The following is a 22,931-nucleotide window of genomic DNA, read 5'->3' as shown; positions in this document are numbered from 1 at the left end:
CACGCGTTTTGTTTGTATAAGATTTGCTATCTTCATTAACCGGAGCATGCCATGCAACCCACTCGTTCTGATAATCAACTTGGTTTCAACCTCATCGAAGCAGCGTTGGTGCTGGGCATAGTAGGGCTCGTCATCGGTGGTATTTTTGCTGCATGGGGTAATGTGGAATCCCAGCAACGTGTGCGCCGCGCAGCCGATATGACCACAACCATCGTCCAGCAAATCCGCACCACCTATGCTGCACGCACGACATTTGATGCAACCGACACCGCGAGCGGCGCGACCTTTACACAAGCATTAATTGCTGCAAACTTAATTCCTGTTGAATATCTTTCAGGCACAACATTAAAAAATCCATGGGGTGGCGATACACTGATTACGCCAAACACCACGGGTATGAACGTAAGCTATAGCCTGGTTAGAAGATCAGACTGTCTCAAGCTTGCTCAGGCTATTCTCAGCACTGGCAAGACCCAAGGTCTTACAGATATCAGCGGGCAAGCAATTACCAACACCACGCAGTTTTCAACGATTTCAGGTTCGATTTGCGCGACGGATCCTGCAACGCTCAATCTGTTCTTCCTTTTGAAGGCAAACTAAACACCCCATTTTTTAGTACAACGTGAGCGCCACACCCACCATCATTCTGGTTCGCCCACAAATGGTCGAGAATATCGGCACGACTGCGCGCGCGATGATGAATTGTGCGCTGCCGAATTTACGGCTTGTTGAGCCGCGCGACCCATGGCCACTTTCCAATACTTTACAGGAACGGATTGATGCGACATCTGCAGGCGCAACCGATATTCTCAAACAAACCAAAATATATCCAACAACGCAGGAAGGCGTTGGCGATTTGAACAGCGTTTATGCACTGACCGCGCGAACGCGCGATATGGCAAAGGAAATACTTACTCCCCGCGCCGCTATTGCTGAAATTCATAAAAAAATTCAAGCCGGCGAGAAAGTCGGTCTAATGTTTGGACCAGAACGTACTGGTCTTATCAATGAGGATTTGGTCTGCGCTGAAAAACTAATTTGTATTCCGGCAAATCCTGAATTCTCTTCCTTCAACCTTGCGCAATCGGTTCTAATTATGGGGTATGAATGGTTTACCCATGCGCAGTCGCGATTGGGCGAAGCCCAGAGCAGTCGCGCATTAAACTATGGCAAGACACGCCCAGCAACCAAAGCCGAAGTCTTTCATTTATTTGACCATTTGGAGCGTGAATTGGAAGAAGGCGGGTTCTTTACATCGCTTGAGATGAAGCCTGCGATGACGCAAAATTTACGTAATGCTATTTTGCGCGCGGAACTGACCGAACAGGAAGTGCGCACATGGCATGGCATGATTACCGCCTTGGCCGAAGGCCCCAAGAAACCGCGCAACCAAAATGGCTGAAGACGAAAAACAGCATTTCCGTATTTTGTATTACAAAGGCAATAGCAGTATTATTGGCGTGGGAGATTTATTTATAGAAGTGGGCAACCCAGTGCCCGAACCCAGAGATGGAGCATTTATTGTTTCCGACGCCCACGCACATCCGCTTGATTGGAATGCGATAAAAGATACGCCTTATGTACAAAGTCTTTCCGTTGGAGTTCAGAAAATGATTAAACAAACCTTGCTGGAAGAAAAACTAAAAGCCGCACGGCCTGTTGTGGGAAAAGATGCAATGATTTTGGATGATAAAAAAACATTATGAACAAGACCATTCTCATCACTGGTGCGGCACGGCGCATTGGACGGGCAATGGCATTGCATTATGCGGCAAAGGGCTGGCATATCGCCGCGCATTACAGCGATGCAGCCACAGACGCAGAACATTTGCGGGATGACATCAACGCAAAAGGAGGAAAAATAACCCTGTTTCAAGCCGACTTTACGAAGAGTGATGCCGCACAGGAATTATTCAGCGATGTAGTAAAGATATGTGGCACACCTCATGTATTAATCAATAATGCTGCACGGTTTGAACGCGATGATGGTGGCATTACGCAAAAAAGTTTACAGGCACATATGGCAGTAAACGCTGCTACCCCGATTGCTCTCGCACAGCTGATGCGCACGGGTGAAGCCACAGAAAATTCTGGTCCGCGTTTCGTATTTAATATTCTCGACCGTTCACTGGATTGGTCATGGCCTCTTCTTCCCGCTTACGTGCTCAGCAAGCTTGCGCTAGAAGAGTGGACCAAAAAAAACGCTGCCGCATACCAACCCGACTTGTATCTGTTTGGTCTTCGCCTTGGTCCCACGTTGCGTAACCCGCGCGAAAGCAAGACGCATTTTGAAAAAGCCAGTGCCGCGCTAACCGTCACGAAGATTGAAGATATTTTGAGCGTGATGGATGCATCTATGGAAAGCCCAGCGACACAGCCTTGCTTTGTGAATGTGTAGTTTTTGGAGTTCTGGGCGTTTATCAACAGCGAGCAAAATTTTTTACGTTTCGTTAGCAAATTGTGGGTGTATTTCTGAATAAAACCGCTAACTATCGACACTATCGTGGTTAATTTCCTTTTTTAAATGCCTGTTTTTTAAGCAAAGCGGTGAAAACATCGTTTTTCTTGGCCATAATTGGCAAAAAACAAATTTCATCCCAAGACTTATCCACAGGAATCGGGGATATGTTCAAGGTCAGCGACTGCCACCCCCCCCCGAGTTAATACGAGCTGAGCCACCCCGCGTTTGAGCTATATATAATTCCATGAGTAACGACGATCCCAATAATCCTAACCGTATCAGCCGCAGCGCATCTTCCCTGCCCGGCGGTACGGATGATTTGCCAAAAGGTGGTTTCGCGCGGGGCGCGGCAGTGCTCAAGGAGTATTTAAAGAACGTGCCGTTTAGCCCCGGCGTGTACCGCATGGTTTCGGCCAAGGGCGATGTGCTTTATGTGGGCAAAGCCAAAAATCTGAAGAAGCGTGTGACGCACTATACGCAGTTGGAGCGTAACACCAACCGCATTCAACGCATGGTGGCGCAAACCCACCATCTGGAAGTAGTGGTTACGCACACCGAAGCCGAAGCTTTATTGCTTGAAGCCAATCTTATACGACATTACCAGCCACCATTTAACGTGCTGCTGCGCGATGATAAAAGCTACCCCTATATTTTAATCACCAAGAATCATGATTTTCCGCAATTGGTGAAATACCGCGGCAGCAAAGACCGCGAGGGTTGGTATTTTGGCCCGTTTGCATCGGGTGAAGCCGTAACTGAAACCATGACCGTGCTGATGCGCGGATTCTTGCTGCGCAATTGCACCGATAGTTTCTTTGCGGCACGCAAACGCCCATGCCTTCAATATCATATCAAACGCTGCACGGCGCCTTGTGTTGCCAAGGTGAGCGTTGAGGATTACGCGCAGCAGGTAAAGGAAGCACGGGAATTTTTGCTCGGCAAAAACGATGCAGTGTTGGAAGATTTGCAGAACGATATGCAAAAAGCCAGCGCAGATAAGGATTTTGAATATGCCGCACATTTGCGTGACCGCATTAAAATCCTCGCTACTATTCAATCGAAGCAAGTCATCAATATGAATAATATCGGCGATGCGGATGTGGTGGCATTAGCGCGTGAAGCTGGGCAAATCTGCATTCAGGTATTCTTTATTCGAAATGACCGCAACTACGGCAACCGTGCGTTTTTTCCGCAGGCCGATACAACATTAGAAGATGGTGAAATCCTTTCCACTTTCCTTGCACAATTTTATTCCGATAAACCTGCACCAAAGCAGTTATTTGTGAATGAGGCACCCCATGATCTGGAATTACTGGCGGAAGCCTTTAAAACCGATATTATCATTCCAAAACTAGGCGATAAAAAACGGCTGATTGACATGGCGGCACAAAATGCATCGGCGGCATTAGCGCGGCGCTTGGCCGAACGCAAAAGCCAGAATGTGCTATTAGAAGGCGTTGCCAAGACATTCAATTTGCCCGAACCACCGCAACGGATTGAAGTTTACGATAACAGCCATATCTCCGGCACGCATGCGGTAGGTGCAATGATTGTCGCTGGCCCCGATGGGTTTATTAAAAAGGCATACCGCAAGTTTAATATCAAAAGCACCGAGCTTTCAAAAGGTGATGATTACGGCATGATGCGTGAAATGCTCAAACGCCGCTTCACGCGCATGAATGAGGAAACCGATAGCGAAAAATGGAGCCGCCCTGATTTGGTGCTCATTGACGGCGGTTTGGGTCAATTGAATGCGGCCTTGGAAACACTCGCAGAATTGGGGTTGAACGACATTCCTGTGGTGGGGATTGCCAAAGGGCCCGATAGAAATGCTGGCCGCGAACGGTTCTTCATGCCGGGACGTGATGATTTCCAATTGGACATGCGCGATCCTGTCTTGTATTTCCTGCAACGTCTACGGGATGAATCACACCGTTTTGTCATCGGCAGCCACCGCGCGCGGCGCATGAAAGCCATAACCAATTCACCGCTCGACGGTATTGCAGGTATTGGGCCTACACGTAAGAAAAAGCTATTGCTGCATTTTGGATCCGCGCAAGGCGTTTCAAAAGCAGGTATGAGCGATTTACAGCGCGTGCCCGGTATTAATGCGGAGCTAGCGAAGCTAATCTACGATTATTTCCACAGCGGATAATTAAGTCGTTAGTCTTTGTGCGGACGCAGCGTTGGGAATGCAATCACTTCGCGGATGGTCGGGCTATCGGTCATCAGCATCACCAGACGGTCAACCCCGATACCAAGACCGCCCATGGGCGGCATACCAAATGACATGGCTTTCAAAAATTCTTCGTCGACCGGATGCGCTTCGGCATTTCCGGTATCACGCTGCGCCGATTGATGCTCGAAGTTCTTGCGCTGTTCGCGGGGGTCATTCAATTCCGAAAACGCATTGGCGATTTCCCAGCCATTGACATAGGTTTCAAATCGCTGCGCCACATGCGGCTTATCCGGATAAGCTTTGGCCAGCGGCGAAATTTCCTTGGGTAAATCCATGACATGAACGGGCTGAACCAGTTTTTCTTCAACCTTTTCACCAAACACAGCTTCCACAATCTGGCCCCAGTTGGATTTAGGGTCGGTTGGAACTTTTAGCTTTGCTGCTTGCTCGCGCGCAGCTTCTACCGTGGGGAACTGGTGGAAATCAACGCCTGTATGCTCTTTGATTAAATCGAAAATCGATGCACGGCGAAATGGCGGCGTGAAATCCAGTTCCATATCATTAAAGATACACTTGGTCGAACCGTGGATGAGGCGACATGCACCTGAAATCAGCGTTTCGGTCAGCGTCATCATTTCTGCGAAATCCACATAAGCCTGATAGATTTCAACCGATGTAAATTCAGGGTTATGCCGCGGGCTGATGCCTTCGTTGCGGAAAATACGGCCAATTTCATAAACTTTTTCTGATAGCCCGCCAATAACCAAACGCTTTAGATGAAGTTCGGTTGCAATGCGCAGATACAAAGGAATATCAAGTGCGTTATGATGGGTATTGAATGGTTTTGCGAGCGCCCCACCTGCCACATTATGCAAAATGGGTGTTTCAACTTCCAGAAAACCCGCATCATCTAATGTGCGACGCATCGATGAAATGATACGAAAGCGATTACGCAAGGTTTCGCGCGCCTTGTCATTCGCCACCAAATCCTGTTCGCGGTGGCGGTAACGAAATTCGGTATCTTTAAGGCCATGATATTTTTCAGGGGGCGGTTCCAGAGCCTTTGCAAGCACAACGAGGCTGGTTGCATCCACGGTTAGTTCCCCGCGCGGGGTGCGGCGCATAATTCCTTCCACGCCGATAATATCCCCCAGATCAAGCAGCTTCAGAAGCTTTAAAACCGGTTCAGGTGTTTCCTTTAAATTATGGAACACCTGAATGCGGCCACTATCGTCCAGCAAATCGATAAACATACCATTATTGCGCACCGCCATGGCGCGGCCAGCAATCTTGACGACGGCATCTGTCTTTTCGCCATTCGCCAGATGTTCGTATTGTTTCTTTAATGCTGCCGCATGATGGGTTTTATCAAAACGCGTGATATTGAATGGATTACCATAATCCTTCGTCATCTCCGCAAGTTTGTGCGCACGCTGCGCCAGCAAATCATGTTCGGCTGGAGGTGTAGTCGCGTCTGGTAAATCGTTCTTTTTTACTTCCGGCATCTTATCTTCTTTATTCATAAAAAAACGTCATGTCTATTTGCCATTCAGCAGCAGACATGACGTTATACAACTGCGTTAGTGGTGAACTGCGTTCGGATCGGCTGCGGGCGTTGCTTCTTTCTTGGGTCCCTCGGCCTTATTGTTTTCCATCGTCTTCATCGCCTTGCGTGCGGCGCGATCCTTGCTGGCTTGCTGTTTGATTTTTGCCATCAGAATGGAACGCTGTTCTTTGTTTAGCTTGGTGATTTCAGCCATGATGTTTTTGATGTTTTCTTGCTCTGCGGTTTTCAGACGGTCATACCGGTCATTCAAACGGCCTTCGGCCTTCTTTTTCATTTCTTCTTTTTGTTCTGGGGTCATTTTTTTCCAGCGGTCGCGCATTTTTCCAACCGTTGGTTTTGCGGTTTCGGTTTTCGCTGGCTCAGTCTTTGGTGCTTCAGCCTTTGGCGTTTCAACGGCAGGGGCTTCGGGGGCAGTTGGCGCTGCGGCTGCAGGCGTTTCAACTTTTGATGCTTCAGGAGTTGCTGGAACAGGCGCGACCGCTGGCGCTTCGGGAGCGGCTGGAGCAGCAGCCGCAGCAGGTGTTGCCGCATGCGTTTCGGCAAAAGCTGGAGCGGATAAGAGCGCCAGAAGAGCAGCGAATGCGAGTGATTGGGATGCAGAACGCAACATGGGGGGAACCTCTTGAATGGAAGGAGCGAAAGACGACGCGCCAATCATAGTGAGGGGTTTTAGGCTTGTCTATTAGGAAGAATGACTTCTTTTTCGGTAATGATTAGATCTAACCGCTGGTCATATTTGCCCAAAGGAACCGCCTCCACCTCCTGCACGGCATAACCAAGGCCTACTGCGATAATGCTCTTTTGGGCGCGAAGGCTTTGCAAAGTCGCATCGTAATAACCACCGCCATAACCAAGGCGTGCGCCGGTACGGTCAAAAGCCAGCAATGGGCACAACAAAATATCGGGAACACAGATGGGTTGTGTCGAGGCAGGCACACCAATGTTCCACACATGGGGAATCAGGATATCGCCTGTTTTATAAGCGCGGAACAACAGCGGTGTTGCGCGTTCACCGGTAATGGGCAGACAAAGCCGGTGGCCTTTTTTCTCCAGCGCTTCCATCAGCGGCATGGGGTCCATCTCGTTTTTAATAGATGATGTGCCTGCTACAACAAGCTTTCTATCCAAATTCGTGAAGTGCGATAGAAAATGGTCCCGGATTTTCTGCCCTGCATCGCGGTCTTCATGCGCGCGTAAAATCACGTGAATATGTTCGCGAAGTTTTTTCTTGAGGGCTTTTAAATCTGGCATGAAGAACTGCAACGAAAGAAGCGGAAGTAGCCACACAATCGTTAGTACAGTGTATCCCTCACGGCCTGTTGGTACAGGTGGGAACCATATAACAAGACCACGGCCTTGCCAGAGACAGCTCCCTAGAGGTTTTAATTATGGGCCCTGGGGATGATTGACCTCTCGAAGAGCGCAGCATACTTCCACTGAGTAGAATACTCCATTTTCAGAAAAAAGGGGAAATCTTTACGTTTTTAAACCATAAATTTTTGCGGTGTTTTCACAAGAAATATGCCCAATAAGCAATCATTAACCGCATTCGACGATAATTCGGTTTAAGTTATAAAAATGTTTGATGGATTTAATAGTGGGCATTGAAAATAAACCAGCCGAATACGCACTGCCTACTCAAGGCAGACGTTACGCAAATCTTGATATGACAAGGCCATCGACAGGGGGTGGCGGGTATGATGGGCCAGCAGAACCGCCAACACCCACGCCCGCGCCTACCCCGCCCACAAAACGGGCGCAGACAATTATAAAATCCACACTTGGTTGATTAGTGCGCATCAATCCGCGATGTGATGCTGTTGATGCGTTGCGACAGGTGTTCTACCGCTGTTACCAGCATGTTTTCTTCATCGCTTAGGTTACTGCGTTCTTGGGCGATAAATTTATCCTGTGCAGCTTTTGCTTCCAGCACCTCATCCGCCAACATCAAGCCAGCCAGTAAAAACAAGCGTACTTCACCCACTGTTCCCTGGCTGGTTGATATGGCAAGACGCATTTTTTCTTCCACCATTCCGGCTAATTGTCTGACACGCTCATGTTGGTCTGGCGGGCAAGCGAGTTGATAGGAACGACCCATCAGGGAAATTTCAATCATGTTTTTGTCCATAATTATTCCCCTACTATTTTTTCTAAACGAACAATCGCTTGATCAAGGCGACTGGCAACCAGCGAAGTAAGTTCGCGCTGCTTACTTTCTCTGGTCACTGCTTCGCGCTCTTTGGTAAGCGCTTCGCGTTCATTGGCTACGGCTTGGCTTTCGCGTTGCTGGGCCTGTTTTAATGCGCGTTCTGCAGTTTCATTCGCAGCCTTTACGCGTTTGGCGGCTCTCGCTTCAATCACCTTGTCCAGTTCTTTTTGACGGCGCGCCAACGCATCCACTAATCCGTCGATGGATTGGTCTAGATTTTCGAGCGCGGCTTTCAAACGGTCCAAGTGGTATTCCCTACAGCATCTAAGCAAAATTAGATTCGTAGGGATGATGGTAACGAATACTTTCGGATTCGGTCAATTCATTCCGTAGCAAGAAGGGTTGATTTGCATCACGCTACTTTGAAGTAATTCTGAATCGGCTCGAACTGCATATTCCCTGCTTGCAACGCAGCAATTCCCTGCACCACCGCACTGGCTTCGGCCACCGTGGTGTAATAGGGAATTTTATTGAGCAGTGCCGTCTGGCGAAGGCTGAAACTATCCGCCAATGCCTTCGCGCCCTCGGTTGTATTCATGACCAACTGGATATCGCCATTAATCATCGCATCGACGATATGCGGGGAACCTTCCAACACCTTGTTGATGCTGGTGACTTTTAAGCCCTTTTCCTGCAAGGTTTTTGCTGTGCCAGAGGTTGCCACAATTCCAAAGCCCATGCTGATAAGTTGGGTTGCAATCGCAATAACGCTTGGTTTATCGCGGTCACGCACGGAGATGAATACATTGCCTTTTAATGGCAAGTTAACGCCGGCACCCAATTGTGATTTCGCAAAGGCCTTGGGGAAATCCACATCAATACCCATGACTTCGCCGGTTGATTTCATTTCAGGGCCCAGCAATACATCCACACCCGGAAAACGGCTGAACGGGAAAACAGCTTCCTTCACCGCGACATGTTTATAAACAGGTGGCTTTAATTTAAAGCTAGCTAATTTTTCTCCTGCCATGACCCGTGCGGCTATTTTGGCAACCGCAACGCCTGTTGCCTTGGCAACAAAAGGCACGGTACGACTGGCGCGTGGGTTAACTTCCAGAACATAGATATTCTGGTCTTTAACGGCAAACTGCACATTCATAAGACCAATAACGCCGATTTCCTTAGCCATTAATTCAGCTTGTCTGCCCATCTCATCAATCAGCTTTTGTGATAGCGAATATGGCGGCAAGGAACACGCGCTGTCGCCTGAATGGATGCCGGCTTCTTCAATGTGTTCCATAACACCCGCAATATAAACGGTGTCGCCATCGCAAATCACATCCACATCCACTTCAGTGGCATCCGACAAATAGCGGTCAATCAGTACAGGGTTTTTATCCGAAACTTTTACTGCTTCTGTCGCATACTTTGTAACTTCAAGGTTGAAAGTGACTTGATCTCCGCTTGGTATAATTTTCATGCCTCGCCCACCTAAAACATAGGAAGGACGCATCAGGATTGAAAATTCTGAATTCTGACTAACGGCTGCACTAACAGTTGCAACCTGATCCTCAGAAAAGGCAATGCCGCTCTCTGGCTGACGTATGCCACTGTCTGGATAACGCACAGCAAGATCTTCCAGAAATTTCTGGAAGCGTTCGCGGTCTTCAGTCAAATCAATCTTATCGGGCTGCGTGCCAAGTATGGGAATATTGGCTGCTTGCAATTCATCCGCCAATTTTAGCGGTGTTTGACCGCCAAATTGCACAATCACGCCCAGAACATGACCTTTGGATTGTTCGATACGCACGATTTCAATTACGTCTTCGGCGGTTAATGGCTCGAAATACAATCTATCTGATGTATCATAATCAGTAGATACAGTTTCAGGGTTGCAGTTGATCATGATGGTTTCGATACCTGCTTCACGCAATGCAAACACGGCATGCACGCAGCAATAGTCAAATTCGATCCCCTGCCCGATGCGGTTTGGACCGCCGCCAAGGATGATGACTTTCTTTTTATCGGAAACACGTGCTTCGGATTCCGCGCCAATACCTTCATACGATGAATACATATAAGCCGTGGCGGATGCGAATTCGCCGCCGCAGGTATCAATACGTTTATAAACCGGACGCACATTCAACGCGTGGCGCAGGCTTGCTATTTCTTCTTTGGATTTACCGGTTAATGTAGCAAGGCGCGCATCAGCAAAACCCATTTGTTTCAGGCGCATTAATTCATCGGCTGATTTCGGCAAGCCATTTTTCTTAATCGCGCTTTCGGTATCAATAATGCCTTTGATCTGCTCAAGGAACCATGGATCAACCTTACAAATCGCATGAATATCCGCAACGCTCATGCCGTGGCGCATGGCCTGCGCAATCACTAGCAAACGGTCATGGGTTGGCTTACCCAATGCTTCACGCAACACCAGCGGGTCTTTATCCGCACCCGGCAAATTCACATCGTTAAATCCATGAAGACCCGTTTCCATGGAGCGCAGCGCCTTTTGTACGGATTCCTGCCATGAACGGCCAACCGCCATCACCTCGCCCACTGACTTCATTGCGGTGGTTAGCAACGGATCGCAGCCCGGGAATTTTTCAAACGCAAAGCGCGGGATTTTGGTAACTACGTAATCAATCGTTGGTTCGAATGATGCCGGCGTAACCTGCGTCATATCATTTTTCAATTCATCCAGCGTGTAACCGACCGCCAGCTTTGCAGCAATTTTTGCAATGGGGAATCCCGTTGCCTTTGATGCCAGTGCGGATGAACGCGAGACGCGCGGGTTCATTTCAATAACGACCATGCGGCCATCAGCAGGGTTGACGGCAAATTGCACATTTGAACCACCAGTATCCACGCCGATTTCACGCAACACCGCGATGGATGCATTGCGCATAATCTGGTATTCTTTATCGGTGAGGGTTAGTGCGGGCGCAACCGTAATGCTATCGCCGGTGTGGATGCCCATGGGGTCCACATTTTCAATCGCGCAGATGATAATGCAGTTATCTGCCTTATCGCGCACAACTTCCATTTCATATTCTTTCCAACCCAATACCGACTCTTCGACCAACACTTCGGTCACAGGGCTGGCGTCCAACCCACTTGCCACGATGTCGTTATACTGTTGCTTGTTATAAGCGATACCGCCTCCGGTACCTGCAAGAGTAAAGCTTGGACGGATAATGGCGGGCAAGCCTATTTCAGCAAGCGCCGCCTGCCCTTCGGCAAGGTTTTTTACCACACGTGATTTGGGACTGGTAAGGCCAATTTTGTCCATCGCATCCCGGAATAGCTGACGGTCTTCGGCTTTTTCAATCGCGTCTTTCTTTGCGCCAATTAGTTCGATGTTCAGCCGTTTAAGCGTGCCATCTTTATCAAGCGCCATAGCGGTGTTGAGCGCAGTTTGTCCGCCCATAGTTGGCAATAACGCATCGGGTTTTTCTTTTTCTAAAATCTTCGCAACAATTGCGGGAGTGATGGGTTCGATATAGGTCGCATCCGCCAGATTGGGATCGGTCATAATGGTGGCGGGATTGGAATTGATAAGAATAACACGGTAACCTTCCGCGCGAAGCGCCTTACATGCCTGCGCGCCGGAATAGTCAAATTCACAGGCTTGACCAATCACAATCGGGCCAGCACCGATGATGCAGATGGATTTTATGTCTGTTCTTTTAGGCATGTTCTTTTCCTTACTTACCAAAACCAAGATTTAAAATGGGTACAATTGAAATGTGATCATCTGTCCAGTAGAGCGGCGATACTTCATCAACCGATATCCACCCGCCCTTATCCAGCAAAGCTTGAATAACCTGCTTATCCGGGCTTAACACCGCATATTCACTCGGCGTTAAATTCGGCGCATCACGTTCGGGTACATGGTCTTTAATGGCGCCATGCCAGCTTAACTGCTTGGCCGCGCCCGCAACTACATGGCGTAAATTCAGATAGCGATTGGAAATGTGCAATAGCAGCACACCATTTCGATCAAGACGTTCACGATACACCTTGAACATTTCCTCTGTCAGCAAATGCACCGGAATAGCATCGGATGAGAATGCATCAAGGATTAATAGATCATAATAGTTCCTATCACTCGCCAGCGTCATGCGCGCATCACCAATCACGATTTCGGCAGGACAATCATGTAAATAGGTGAAGTATTGCTTTGCCAGCGCTTCCACGCCGGGGTCGATTTCAAAATAACGAATATCGGAGCTACGCGGCGGAATACATGCAATCGCACCCATGCCCAACCCGACAATACCAACATGATGTGGCTGCATAACTTCGACCACATCCTGCAACCCACTGCCCGGCGCATAATAAAGTTGCGGCGCTGTAGTCACACTTGGCGTGCGCTGCTGCATGCCGTGGCTGGTGGTGCCGTGCAATAAGGTTCGGTAGACAACGCCATCATCAAAGGTTCTGTCCATCACGCGCTTCACACCAAAGAAATCGCGCTGCAAGGCAATTGGCGTTGGTGTTACAATTAATGAAATGGCAATCAGCGCTGCTGATGCAACCGCCAATACGGATGGCAGCATCGTAAGCAACATAAGCGACACGACCAACGCAACAGGCGTAACCATACGCGCAACCGCGACATTCAAATTCTGCACTGCCAGCATTACCAAGGTCACCGCAAGCAAACCAAAGATAAGGATGTGCAGCTTTTTAAACTGCGGCATCTTTAAACGTGCGACATCATCCTTCCAATTTGGCAACAGCGTAATCAGCAGGAACAGCATGAATTCCATGGGCAATGGCAGGATGAATGGAACAACGAATACGTTGAATATGCCGCCCAGTGCGCCGCCCAACGCAAGGGTGAGATAGAACGCCGTAAGATATCGTGAAGAAGGACGAAGCTTTACCAATTCACGGTGGCAGCGCCATGCGGTTAGGAAAAACGCCGCAAGGATAATAAGAATATCAAATAGATGCGACGGCTTGAAGTTAGTGAAAATTTCGCGGAACACATAAAACGCAATCAGGAAAATCTGCGCGATGGCTAAATCATCGCTGAAACGGTCTTTGCGTGAAAATGCCAACACAAAAGTCAGCAGATAAAGTGCCAATGGCACCATCGATAACAATGGCAGCGGCGCAATATCGCTTATCAGGTGCGATGTTGCACCAAAGGATAACGCGCATGGCATGAAAGAATAGAACAGCCATTTTAGATAGTGCGGCTTTACTTCATCAATTGCACTGGGCACAGCATCAACCACAGGCGCAGCTTTGGCCGAAAACGCCAAGCAGGAATTAAGCAGAATGACGAATAAACCCGCGCCCCAGAACCAAATCGTCTGGCTCATCCTCACGCCAAATAATGGCTCCAGCAATAACGGAAAAACCAGTAAACCCGCAAAGCTGCCAAAATTGCTGGCGCTGTATAAGAAGTACGGATCTTTCGCATCCGGCTGCGGCAACCCTGCATAGATGTTTTGCAGCATGGGTGAAATAAGCGAAAGCACAAACAGACTAAACCCCGAAAGCCCAAGCAACGCGATAATCACCGATGGTGCATCAATCGCCGTGGAGCTGCCAAGCGCCGCCATATCGGGATACAGGAAATGCTGTGCACCTGCCGCGATAACCAGTAATACAATCGATGACAATGCAAACCATCGCGGCCATGTGTGCGATAAATGCGCAAAGGCATAGGCACCAAGCAATACAGTTTGAAACACAACCAGCGAGACAAGCCAAACGGTTGGCACAGAACCGAATACTGGCAACAGCAAACGGCCCAGCATAAGTTGCTGCCAGAAAAGCAACGCCGCCCCCAGCCCGATTGTCAGGCCGAATACTAGGCGCACGATATTCGTGCGCGATGATGAAGCGATAGCTTGCATAATTCTTTCTTTAAGCGGCCTTACTGATTTTAGCGCGCATCAATTCAACAAAACGCTCAAACAAATGATGGCTGTCTTCCGGTCCGGGAGAGGCTTCGGGGTGGTATTGCACCGAAAACACTGGCGCATTTTTCATGCGCATGCCTTCATTCGTGCCATCAAATAAACTGATATGGGTTTCTTCTGCATAGGCCGGCAATGTTTCAGGCATCACGACAAAGCCGTGGTTCTGACTGGTAATCTCTACCTTGCCTGTCTTTAAATCCTTTACAGGATGGTTGGCGCCGCGATGGCCCGTTTTCATCTTCTTGGTTTTTGCGCCTAAAGCGAGCGATAGCAATTGATGACCAAGACATATGCCGAATAATGGCACGCCGCTGTCGATGATCTTTTGAATAACTGGCACTGCGTATTTACCCGTTGCGGCCGGGTCGCCAGGGCCGTTGGAAAGGAAGACGCCATCAGGCTTTAATGCGGCGATTTCTTCATAAGATGTGGTTGCCGGAACAACGGTAACTTTTGAACCCGTTGCGGCAAGGCAGCGCAAAATGTTCAGCTTTGCGCCGTAATCAATTGCCACGACATGAAATTGCGGTTTGGTTTGCTTTTGATAACCAGAACCCAGAACCCATTTCGCTTCATCCCATGAATAACGCTGCTTGCAGGTTACTTCCGGGACCAAATCCATGCCATCAAGGCCAGAAAACTCTTTTGCTTTTTTGGTGAGTGCGGCGATGTCGAACACGCCTTTTTTATTGTGCGCGACAACGCCGTTCACTGAAACCTGCGCATCACGAATGCGGTGGGTTAACGCGCGCGTATCAATTCCACACAACCCCACAAGATTATTCAGCTCAAGCCATGCTTGCAGATGTTGGGTAGAACGGAAGTTGGATGGCTGCGTGATGTCTTCCCGCAAGATTAAACCGCGCGCTGCAACCTTTTGTGTCTCGATGTCTTCAGGGTTGGTACCGATATTTCCGACATGCGGAAAGGTAAAGGTAATAATCTGGCCTGCATAGCTGGGATCAGTCAGGATTTCCTGATAGCCCGTCATGGAGGTGTTAAAGCAGATTTCGCCAACAGCATCGCCTTCCTTACCGATGCCCCTTCCCCAAAACACTGATCCATCACTTAATACTAAAACAGCATTGGCGGCGGCAGGTTTTTGTGGATAATGGGACGCAGTTGCTTCGGGCATCGCTTTTTCTTTTCTACTTTATATATAATAGGTAAAACGGCGAGAGTATCCACACACTACCCCGCCCCTGCAATCGTTTTTTATAACGCCTGTAAATGCTAAGGAAATAGCCCCATGACCAACAGTTTACGCGAAAAAATCACCGAGTCCTTAAAGGCAGCCATGATCGCCAAGGACGAAGCTAGCGTTTCCATCCTGCGCATGATCAATGCCGCAATTAAGCAAAAAGACATCGATGTGGCCCGCCCGCGCGGGGATCAACAGATCTCCCCCGAAGAAGTTTTATCCTTGATGCAAGGCATGATCAAACAGCGCCGTGAATCCATCGAGCTGTATAAACAAGGTGGTCGCCAAGAATTGGTGGATAAAGAAAATGCCGAAATCGCGGCGATTGAAAAATTCCTGCCTAAGCAAATGAGCGAAGATGAAGTGCGCGGCGTCGTCAAAGGCCTCATCGCTTCCACCGGCGCAGCGGGCATCAAAGACATGGGCAAAATCATGGGCGTTTTAAAAACCCAATATGCAGGTCAACTGGATATGGGCAAAGCTAGCGGTATCATCAAAGAAATGCTGAGCGCAGCGGCGTAACCTTATCCAGAAACAGATGTCCACATTTTCACCCGCCTTTCTTGATGAACTAAGAAATCGCCTGACCTTGTCAGAAGTGATTGGGCGGCGCGTGAAGATAACGCGCGCTGGGCGGGAGTTTAAAGCATGCTGCCCTTTCCATAAGGAAAAATCGCCAAGCTTTACCATCAATGATGCGAAGGGTTTTTTTCACTGTTTTGGCTGCGGAGCACATGGTGACGTGATTGGCTTTACGATGCGCCAAGAAAACCGTTCATTCCCCGAAGCGGTGGAAATATTGGCAGGCATGGCGGGAATGCAGGTTCCCAAATCTTCGCCAGAAGAAGCCAAGCGCTATGAAGAAGAAAAAAACCTTTATACGTTAATTGACGAAGCCGCACGTTGGTTTGAAGAACAGCTGCGTATTCCATCAGGCCGCATGGCATTAGAATATGCAAAGCGCCGTAATCTGTCGCAGGAAACGATTGACCGTTTCCGCCTAGGCTATGCGCCAAATGATGCGCAAGCATTGATTAAATATCTAACCGCCAAAGGTTATAGGCCGCAACAAATGGTGGATGCAGGCCTTGCGAAAAAGTCAGAACGCGATGATGGCGTATACAGTTTCTTTCGTGGCCGTTTGATATTTCCCGTAGGTGACCGGCGGGGGCGCATCGTTGCGTTTGGCGCGCGATTACTGGAAGGCGATGGCCCGAAATACATCAACAGCGCAGACCATGGCTTATTCCATAAGGGCCAATTGCTGTATGGGTTTTCACGCGCGCGCGCCGCAGCGGCGGATGGCAAACCACTGATTATTACCGAAGGATATATGGATGTTATTCGGTTGGTGGAGGCAGGATTTATGGGCGCGGTTGCGCCGTTGGGCACAGCATTAACCGAAGAACAAATCCAATTACTTTGGAAAATTATTCCAAAGCCGCCTGTGCGCCCTGACCTCCTCAATCACATTCCGATTTTATGCTTTGATGGTGATAATGCGGGCAGTAAGGCAGCAGAACGTGCATTGGAACGCATCCTTCCGCATCTTGCGCCAGACCAATCCGTGCGCTTTGCGGCCATGCCTGCGGGTGAAGACCCCGATACACTTATTTTGAACAAGGGCCCCGCTGCGATGCAGGCAGTGTTGGATGCTGCACAACCACTCATTGACTTTATGTGGCAGCGCACGGCGGGCGAGCGCCCACTCAACACACCCGAAGACCGCGCAGGGTTCCGCAGAGCGCTTGATGCACGTATTGCCTTAATCAAAGACCGTGCGTTACAGCAAGATTATAAAAATTCCATTCAGGAACGCTTGCAGCAAAATTTCAGTTCACAAAGCGGCAACGACAACCGACCACAAAACAGATTTGAAAAGCGCACAGGAAACAATTCTAATTCAAAACCTTATGCGCGTTCCTTCATGCCGGTTATCAAGCCGCGCCCGCTGCCCAATAATTTACAGGAACGCATAGTTCTGGCCCTGCTCATCAACCACCCCGCCCTTTTTAGTGAAATGGAAAGCGCGCTTGATACCCTTCCTATTACGGATACGTCATTAGAGCCATTAAGGCAGGGTGTTTTCGATTTCATGTCGGAAAGCGACCTGGAACACGAAAATCCCGTCGCTTTACGCGATTATTTGGAAAAAGCAGGGCTTGGGCAGGTACTTTCGAGGGTTTTGAGCCCCGATTTGTACGTTCATGCCGGTTTTGCCCGCCCTGAACGGCCATTAAGCGCCGCTTTAGCCGGTTGGCACGACATTTGGAACCGTCATGAACGGGTTTCGGCAGAAAATGAGCTAAAAAACCTGAGTTTGGAGCTAAAAAACACGGGTGATTCGGCTATTTTGGAGCGAATTAGCCAGCTTCAAGCCATGCTTATTGATATGGATGAAAAGGCTGAACGCGAAGTTGTGGAGCTTTAAAGGTATACCCCCCCCCAATTCTGCACCCTCATCCCGCCGTTGAAGGTAAAAAAAACATACATATATACTTGTATAGCAAGCGTTCAGCCACTAAACCTTTAAGTCAAGTTTCAGGGATTTTGCCGTCCAGCCAGGTCACCCGGCATTTCGGGATTAAGAAGATCATATGCGCTTTTGGACGACCGCACACATCCTCTGTCTTTTACGGCCCCGACTTCCGCGTGACACAACGCGTGCGCAAGCTTTTGTTTGCGCGCGCATGACGATGTTTTTTTATGTAATCCATTTTAGGAAAAATCATGCCTGCTAAAAAACCTGCAAAGAAATCTTCCGCCAAGCCCGCCGCCAAAGTTACCGCAAAAATCGCCGCTAAAAAAGCCGCCGGAAAACCCGCGCAAAAAACCAGCGCAAAAAAAGACGATAAGAAAAAAGTTGTAAAGATCGTTGCGCAAAAAGCGCTGCCGCTCAAAGGTGGCTCAGGCAAGAAACCGGACCTGAAACTGGTTGCAAAGGGCCCACTGCCAAAAGGCAAAGAAGCAGACAAGAAGAAGCTGCCGGAAAAAGTTCTGCCTAAGAATTTTAAACGCGTGGATATGTCAAAGGGCAAGCCTGCGGAAGCCACAACCGACGCAGCGCCGGTATTGGATGACGCATCGGTTGACGCGCTGAAAAAGCTTATCCGTAAAGGTAAAACACGTGGTTACGTAACCATTGATGAAATTAACAAGGTATTGCCACCCGATCAGGTTTCATCGGAACAGATTGAAGATACTCTTGCGCTATTCTCGGAAGCGGGCATCAACGTCATCGAAAGCGAAGAGGAAGAAGCCGACGATAATGCCGCCGATGAAAAGGAAGCGAAGGATGATGATGAACAGGCTTCAGGTAACATCAACGAAGAATCCGTAAGCCGTACCGATGACCCCGTGCGCATGTATTTGCGCGAAATGGGTTCGGTCGAATTGCTGTCGCGCGAAGGCGAAATCGCGCTTGCCAAACGGATTGAAGCTGGCCGTGAAATGATGATCAGCGGGATTTGTGAATCCCCGCTTACCATTCAGGCGATTTTGGCATGGCATGAAGCACTCTCTGAAGGAAAGATGCTGCTGCGTGAAATTATCGATCTGGAAGCAACCCATGCCGATGAAACTGGTGCACCAGAGCTCCCTGCCCTTGCGCCATCGGGCGGTGAAGGCAGCCTTGCGCTGACCCAAGACGAAAAAGAAGACGAGCCCAAGAAAGAAGGCGAAGAAGGCGGCGAAGGCGTTGGCGAAGATATGACCAGCGAATTCGATGATGAGGAAAACAGCCTTTCCCTATCAATGCTGGAAGAAAAGCTGAAACCCGGCGTTATGGATACGTTTGCACGTATTGCCGTGACCTATGCCAAGCTGTTCAAACTGGTGGCCCAACGCCATCAAGCCTTCATGAAGGGTGAAGCGCTTTCCAAACAATCCGACCGTAAGTTTGAAGAATTGAAAGTCGAACTGGTGGATTTGGTGCGCACCATTCGTTTCAACAACCACCGTTTGGAACAACTTGTTCAGCAACTCTACACCCTCAACCGCCGTTTGATTGGTTTGGAAGGCCGCTTGCTCCGCATGGCAACCGATTGCGGCGTGAACCGTGATGAGTTCCTTGCCCGTTATTATGGGCATGAACTTAATCCAGCTTGGCTCGGCGCTGTTATTGGCCCCAATGCCAAAACAGGCAAAGAAGGCCCATCTGCCTCAGTCATTAAAGGGTGGACGCGCTTTATTGAACGACACAACGAAGAAGTTGACCGTATGCGCGCGGAAATCACCGCAATTTGCAACGAAGCAGGCCTTCCCCTTCCCGACTTCCGCCGCATTGTTGCCACCGTACAGCGTGGCGAAAAGGAAAGCGCGAGAGCCAAGAAAGAAATGGTCGAAGCCAATTTGCGTTTGGTTATTTCGATTGCCAAGAAATATACCAATCGTGGCTTGCAATTCCTTGACCTTATTCAGGAAGGCAACATCGGCCTGATGAAAGCGGTTGATAAGTTTGAATATCGCCGTGGTTATAAATTCTCCACCTATGCAACATGGTGGATCCGACAAGCAATCACCCGCTCAATCGCCGACCAAGCACGCACCATCCGTATTCCGGTGCACATGATCGAAACCATCAACAAGCTGGTTCGCACAAGCCGCCAGATGCTGCACGAGATTGGCCGCGAGCCAACCCCGGAAGAATTGGCCGAGAAATTGATGATGCCACTGGAAAAAGTACGCAAGGTTCTCAAAATCGCTAAAGAGCCGATTAGCCTTGAAACCCCAATTGGTGACGAGGAGGATTCGCATCTCGGCGACTTCATCGAGGACAAAAACGCCATTCAGCCCCTCGATAACGCGATTCTTGGTAACTTACGCGAAACGACCACCCGGGTACTCTCCACCCTAACCCCCCGTGAGGAACGCGTTCTGCGTATGCGCTTTGGAATCGGGATGAATACAGACCATACCCTTGAAGAGGTGGGTACCCAATTCAGTGTTACCCGTGAACGTATTCGCCAAATTGAGGCAAAAGCCCTGCGTAAGCTGAAACACCCTTCCCGCAGCCGTAAATTGCGTAGCTTCCTGGATGACCGCTAGATAATCCTTGACATGCAACCATTTGGTTGCATATAGTGTTCGTATGGTTATTGAAGACGACGTGTTTAAAGCTCTAGCTGATGCAAGCCGCCGCGATTTATTAGACCGGCTTCGTGAGGATAATGGCTTGACACTAAATGCTCTTTGCGAAGGGCATGATATGAGCCGCCAAGCAGTAACCAAACATTTGGCTTTATTGGAAGCGGCAAACCTTGTCGTCACGGTAAAGCGTGGGCGTGAAAAGCTGCATTTTCTCAATCCCATCCCTATCCATGACATTTATACGCGCTGGATCGGTAAGTTTGAAGAAAATCGGGTTCAAGCGCTGCAAAACCTTAAGCAAGCACTAGAGGAGAATAGTGATGAGTAATATAGAACAAATCTACACTACTTACATAAGAAGCACTGAACAAAAAGTATGGGATGCCATTACAAATCCTGAATTTACCCGCCAATATTGGGGCCATGAAAATGTTTCCGATTGGAAAATCGGCTCAAAATGGGGACATGTGGCAAATGACGATCCGACCCGTACTCCCAAAATTATTGGTAAAGTACTGGAATGTAACCCACCTCGTCGTCTGGTTACATCTTGGGCATCCCCCAATAATCTGGCTGATGAATCCAAGGTAACTTATGAAATCCAGCAGGTTGAAGACATGGTTCGCCTGATAGTTACACATAACGAGTTCAAAGCCGGATCAACCATGGCAAATGGCGTTTCAAAAGGATGGCCACGCGTACTCTCTAGCATGAAGTCGTATTTAGAAACTGGAAAAGGTCTAAATGTGTTTGCAGGTATGGAAAAGTCAGCAAGCTGCTCTGCAACTGCTGCATAAACTTAAAACACCGCCCTAATAAAAACCCCGCAACCTAGTTGCGGGGTTTTTTATTGGAACGCTGATTTAAGTATACACACATATATATGTGGCTTCCTATAAACGCCGATATACATGCAACAGACAGCAGTTTATGTGCCACAAAATAAAATACCCCGCCATTTCTGGCGGGGTATTAAATTTAAAAGTAAGCAATTGCTTATCGCGAACTACTTCTTCTTAGCTTTTTTCTTTGCAGCTGGCTTTTTAGCCGGTGCTTTTTTAGCTTTCTTCTTAGCAGCCATTGTATACCTCCAGGTTGTCTAAGTTACGGATTACAATTTCCCACAAATAAAAAATTGTTCAATCTTTTTTTTCACTATTGCATCTCCCAAAATGCATTTTTGTGATGAGAAACGCAATTTCGTGTCTTCGATGCAACGCTTTTTGCGTTTTGACCCTACTTTCGCTCGCATGCGCGAGATGATTCCGTGGATAAGAATCGAAAAAAGCCGATTCCGGACTTCTGTTTCAAGTGCCAGCAACTGGATTCTAAAAATAAAAATGAGTGGAAAAGTTTTTTAAAACACGCGTGTGCGCAAAAATAAAACATGCAAATAACCACTGGTATCATTGAACAAATTGCATATCGATATTTTATTATCATCCATAATTGATGAGCGCGATTCCGTTTGTGCACCCAAGAATCTGTCCAAAAAAAAACCCTGCAGCCCTTTTTGAGGGGCAACAGGGTTTTTTATTGGTGGGCCCGGCAGGATTCGAACCTGCGACAACACCGTTATGAGCGGTGCGTTCTAACCGCTGAACTACAGGCCCTTTTTAATAAAAAAGTAACTAACAACGCGCGATTTCATACGCAATATGCACGCGCATTATAGCTATTCCGTTCATTACTGAAAGTGCTTTTAATACGCTGCAAACAGGCTTAATTGCCTGCTTCTGCGGTTGCCTTGCGGTCGTGGCTGCTGGGTTTTGCCGTGGTGGTGGGTTGATTACGCTCAACCCATGTCATGAGTTCTTTTTTGAAGTTCAATGGGTCAGCGATGTGGTCAATCGGGGTAATCCCACCGCCGGTGCCGTGCACAAATATAGAACCAAAGCCGAGGATACGCCCCCATACCGTCTGGTCGATATTGGCACCTTCCACACGGTTGAGCATCACTTCAAAGGTATTGCGGCTGATAAAACCGACTTTTGCGATTACGCGGCGGTTTGTAACCGCTAATTCCGTGCTGATGAAACGAAGATACGAATGAGCAATCATACCAACGCCTGCGAGCACCATCGACACACCCGTCCATACAATATAGGAACGCATTTCGCCCGCCAAACCGAGCAGGAATGTTTCATTGAGCACTTGCGGTGTAATCAAACATAAAAAGGAGCCGAAGATAGCGCTGGCAAAGCCGGGCACAAAAATAACCCAGTGCAGCGTGCCCGCATATTCTAGTTCTTCACCTTTTAACAGAACGGTCTCAACATATGATCTGGACATAGATAAGCCTTCGGCTGTTGCACACCATGCGATTTCACCCGTTTTGTTTTAA

General features: G+C 48.6%; 21 protein-coding genes and 1 tRNA gene. 12 read left to right on the top strand and 10 right to left on the bottom strand.

The window, feature by feature from the left end:
- Positions 1 to 51 precede the first annotated feature (51 nt).
- The 5 genes from SFW65_01760 to uvrC all read left to right on the top strand — a co-directional run bounded on the left by SFW65_01760 (position 52) and on the right by uvrC (position 4,616).
- The gene (locus tag SFW65_01760; protein ID MDX1921843.1) at positions 52 to 600 is read left to right on the top strand and encodes a type 4 pilus major pilin; all 549 of its coding nucleotides are present in this window, start codon (positions 52 to 54) and stop codon (positions 598 to 600) included.
- A gap of 22 nt (positions 601 to 622) precedes the next feature.
- Positions 623 to 1,402, top strand: coding sequence for an RNA methyltransferase (locus SFW65_01755; GenBank protein ID MDX1921842.1), 780 nt, complete (start codon positions 623 to 625; stop codon positions 1,400 to 1,402).
- Positions 1,395 to 1,706 carry a hypothetical protein gene (locus SFW65_01750; protein ID MDX1921841.1) on the top strand — a complete coding sequence of 104 codons (312 nt, stop codon included), beginning with the start codon at positions 1,395 to 1,397 and terminating at the stop codon, positions 1,704 to 1,706. Before SFW65_01755 ends, SFW65_01750 begins: the two co-directional genes overlap by 8 nt.
- Positions 1,703 to 2,398: an SDR family NAD(P)-dependent oxidoreductase gene (locus tag SFW65_01745; GenBank protein MDX1921840.1), complete on the top strand. Its 696-nt coding sequence runs from the start codon at positions 1,703 to 1,705 to the stop codon at positions 2,396 to 2,398. The genes SFW65_01750 and SFW65_01745 overlap by 4 nt, the downstream gene beginning before the upstream one ends.
- A gap of 307 nt (positions 2,399 to 2,705) precedes the next feature.
- A complete protein-coding gene (gene uvrC, locus SFW65_01740) occupies positions 2,706 to 4,616 on the top strand; it encodes an excinuclease ABC subunit UvrC (GenBank protein MDX1921839.1) in 1,911 nt (636 codons plus the stop codon).
- Positions 4,617 to 4,624: 8 nt separating this feature from the next.
- Here uvrC and lysS read toward each other — a convergent pair whose 3' ends face one another.
- From lysS to SFW65_01725, 3 genes are read right to left on the bottom strand one after another with little or no spacing between them, the layout of a single operon-like run.
- Positions 4,625 to 6,163, bottom strand: coding sequence for a lysine--tRNA ligase (lysS, locus tag SFW65_01735; GenBank protein ID MDX1921838.1), 1,539 nt, complete (start codon positions 6,161 to 6,163; stop codon positions 4,625 to 4,627).
- Between the two features lie 57 nt (positions 6,164 to 6,220).
- A complete protein-coding gene (locus SFW65_01730; protein MDX1921837.1) occupies positions 6,221 to 6,817 on the bottom strand; it encodes a hypothetical protein in 597 nt (198 codons plus the stop codon).
- 59 nt (positions 6,818 to 6,876) lie between these two features.
- The gene (locus SFW65_01725; GenBank protein ID MDX1921836.1) at positions 6,877 to 7,458 is read right to left on the bottom strand and encodes a 5-formyltetrahydrofolate cyclo-ligase; all 582 of its coding nucleotides are present in this window, start codon (positions 7,456 to 7,458) and stop codon (positions 6,877 to 6,879) included.
- A 346-nt stretch (positions 7,459 to 7,804) separates the two neighbouring features.
- Between SFW65_01725 and SFW65_01720 the strand changes: the two genes are divergently transcribed.
- A complete protein-coding gene (locus tag SFW65_01720) occupies positions 7,805 to 7,996 on the top strand; it encodes a hypothetical protein (GenBank protein MDX1921835.1) in 192 nt (63 codons plus the stop codon).
- On the opposite strand, the gene SFW65_01715 is transcribed toward SFW65_01720, so the two are convergent.
- From SFW65_01715 to carA, 5 genes are all read right to left on the bottom strand, one after another.
- Complete coding sequence (locus SFW65_01715) at positions 7,997 to 8,323, bottom strand: cell division protein ZapA (GenBank protein ID MDX1921834.1); 327 nt, start codon at positions 8,321 to 8,323, stop codon at positions 7,997 to 7,999.
- Positions 8,324 to 8,337: 14 nt separating this feature from the next.
- On the bottom strand, positions 8,338 to 8,661 hold the full coding sequence (locus SFW65_01710) for a hypothetical protein (protein ID MDX1921833.1): 324 nt from the start codon (positions 8,659 to 8,661) through the stop codon (positions 8,338 to 8,340).
- A gap of 107 nt (positions 8,662 to 8,768) precedes the next feature.
- On the bottom strand, positions 8,769 to 12,053 hold the full coding sequence (gene carB / locus SFW65_01705; protein MDX1921832.1) for a carbamoyl-phosphate synthase large subunit: 3,285 nt from the start codon (positions 12,051 to 12,053) through the stop codon (positions 8,769 to 8,771).
- A gap of 10 nt (positions 12,054 to 12,063) precedes the next feature.
- Positions 12,064 to 14,232, bottom strand: coding sequence for a fused MFS/spermidine synthase (locus SFW65_01700; GenBank protein MDX1921831.1), 2,169 nt, complete (start codon positions 14,230 to 14,232; stop codon positions 12,064 to 12,066).
- Positions 14,233 to 14,242: 10 nt separating this feature from the next.
- The gene (gene carA, locus SFW65_01695) at positions 14,243 to 15,433 is read right to left on the bottom strand and encodes a glutamine-hydrolyzing carbamoyl-phosphate synthase small subunit (protein ID MDX1921830.1); all 1,191 of its coding nucleotides are present in this window, start codon (positions 15,431 to 15,433) and stop codon (positions 14,243 to 14,245) included.
- 114 nt (positions 15,434 to 15,547) lie between these two features.
- Between carA and SFW65_01690 the strand changes: the two genes are divergently transcribed.
- The 6 genes from SFW65_01690 (at position 15,548) to SFW65_01665 (ending at position 21,690) form a co-directional block, all read left to right on the top strand.
- Positions 15,548 to 16,021, top strand: coding sequence for a GatB/YqeY domain-containing protein (locus SFW65_01690; GenBank protein MDX1921829.1), 474 nt, complete (start codon positions 15,548 to 15,550; stop codon positions 16,019 to 16,021).
- A 16-nt stretch (positions 16,022 to 16,037) separates the two neighbouring features.
- Positions 16,038 to 17,930, top strand: a complete 1,893-nt coding sequence (gene dnaG, locus SFW65_01685; protein ID MDX1921828.1) for a DNA primase — start codon at positions 16,038 to 16,040, stop codon at positions 17,928 to 17,930.
- A 593-nt stretch (positions 17,931 to 18,523) separates the two neighbouring features.
- Entirely contained in the window at positions 18,524 to 20,545 is a 2,022-nt protein-coding gene (rpoD, locus tag SFW65_01680; GenBank protein ID MDX1921827.1) for an RNA polymerase sigma factor RpoD, read from the top strand.
- A gap of 43 nt (positions 20,546 to 20,588) precedes the next feature.
- Entirely contained in the window at positions 20,589 to 20,915 is a 327-nt protein-coding gene (locus SFW65_01675; GenBank protein ID MDX1921826.1) for a metalloregulator ArsR/SmtB family transcription factor, read from the top strand.
- Positions 20,908 to 21,384: an SRPBCC family protein gene (locus SFW65_01670; GenBank protein MDX1921825.1), complete on the top strand. Its 477-nt coding sequence runs from the start codon at positions 20,908 to 20,910 to the stop codon at positions 21,382 to 21,384. The genes SFW65_01675 and SFW65_01670 overlap by 8 nt, the downstream gene beginning before the upstream one ends.
- Before the next feature lie 114 nt (positions 21,385 to 21,498).
- The gene (locus tag SFW65_01665) at positions 21,499 to 21,690 is read left to right on the top strand and encodes a hypothetical protein (protein MDX1921824.1); all 192 of its coding nucleotides are present in this window, start codon (positions 21,499 to 21,501) and stop codon (positions 21,688 to 21,690) included.
- A 434-nt stretch (positions 21,691 to 22,124) separates the two neighbouring features.
- On the opposite strand, the gene SFW65_01660 is transcribed toward SFW65_01665, so the two are convergent.
- Both SFW65_01660 and SFW65_01655 read right to left on the bottom strand, forming a co-directional pair.
- Positions 22,125 to 22,200: transfer RNA gene (locus SFW65_01660), tRNA-Ile, on the bottom strand.
- 109 nt (positions 22,201 to 22,309) lie between these two features.
- Positions 22,310 to 22,879, bottom strand: a complete 570-nt coding sequence (locus SFW65_01655; protein ID MDX1921823.1) for a PH domain-containing protein — start codon at positions 22,877 to 22,879, stop codon at positions 22,310 to 22,312.
- Positions 22,880 to 22,931 lie beyond the last annotated feature (52 nt).

The organism is Alphaproteobacteria bacterium (assembly GCA_033762625.1).
Lineage (GTDB): Bacteria > Pseudomonadota > Alphaproteobacteria > UBA9219 > RGZA01 > RGZA01.
Note: the sequence above shows the minus strand (reverse complement) of the source record. Positions and strands in the feature narration are given on the sequence as shown.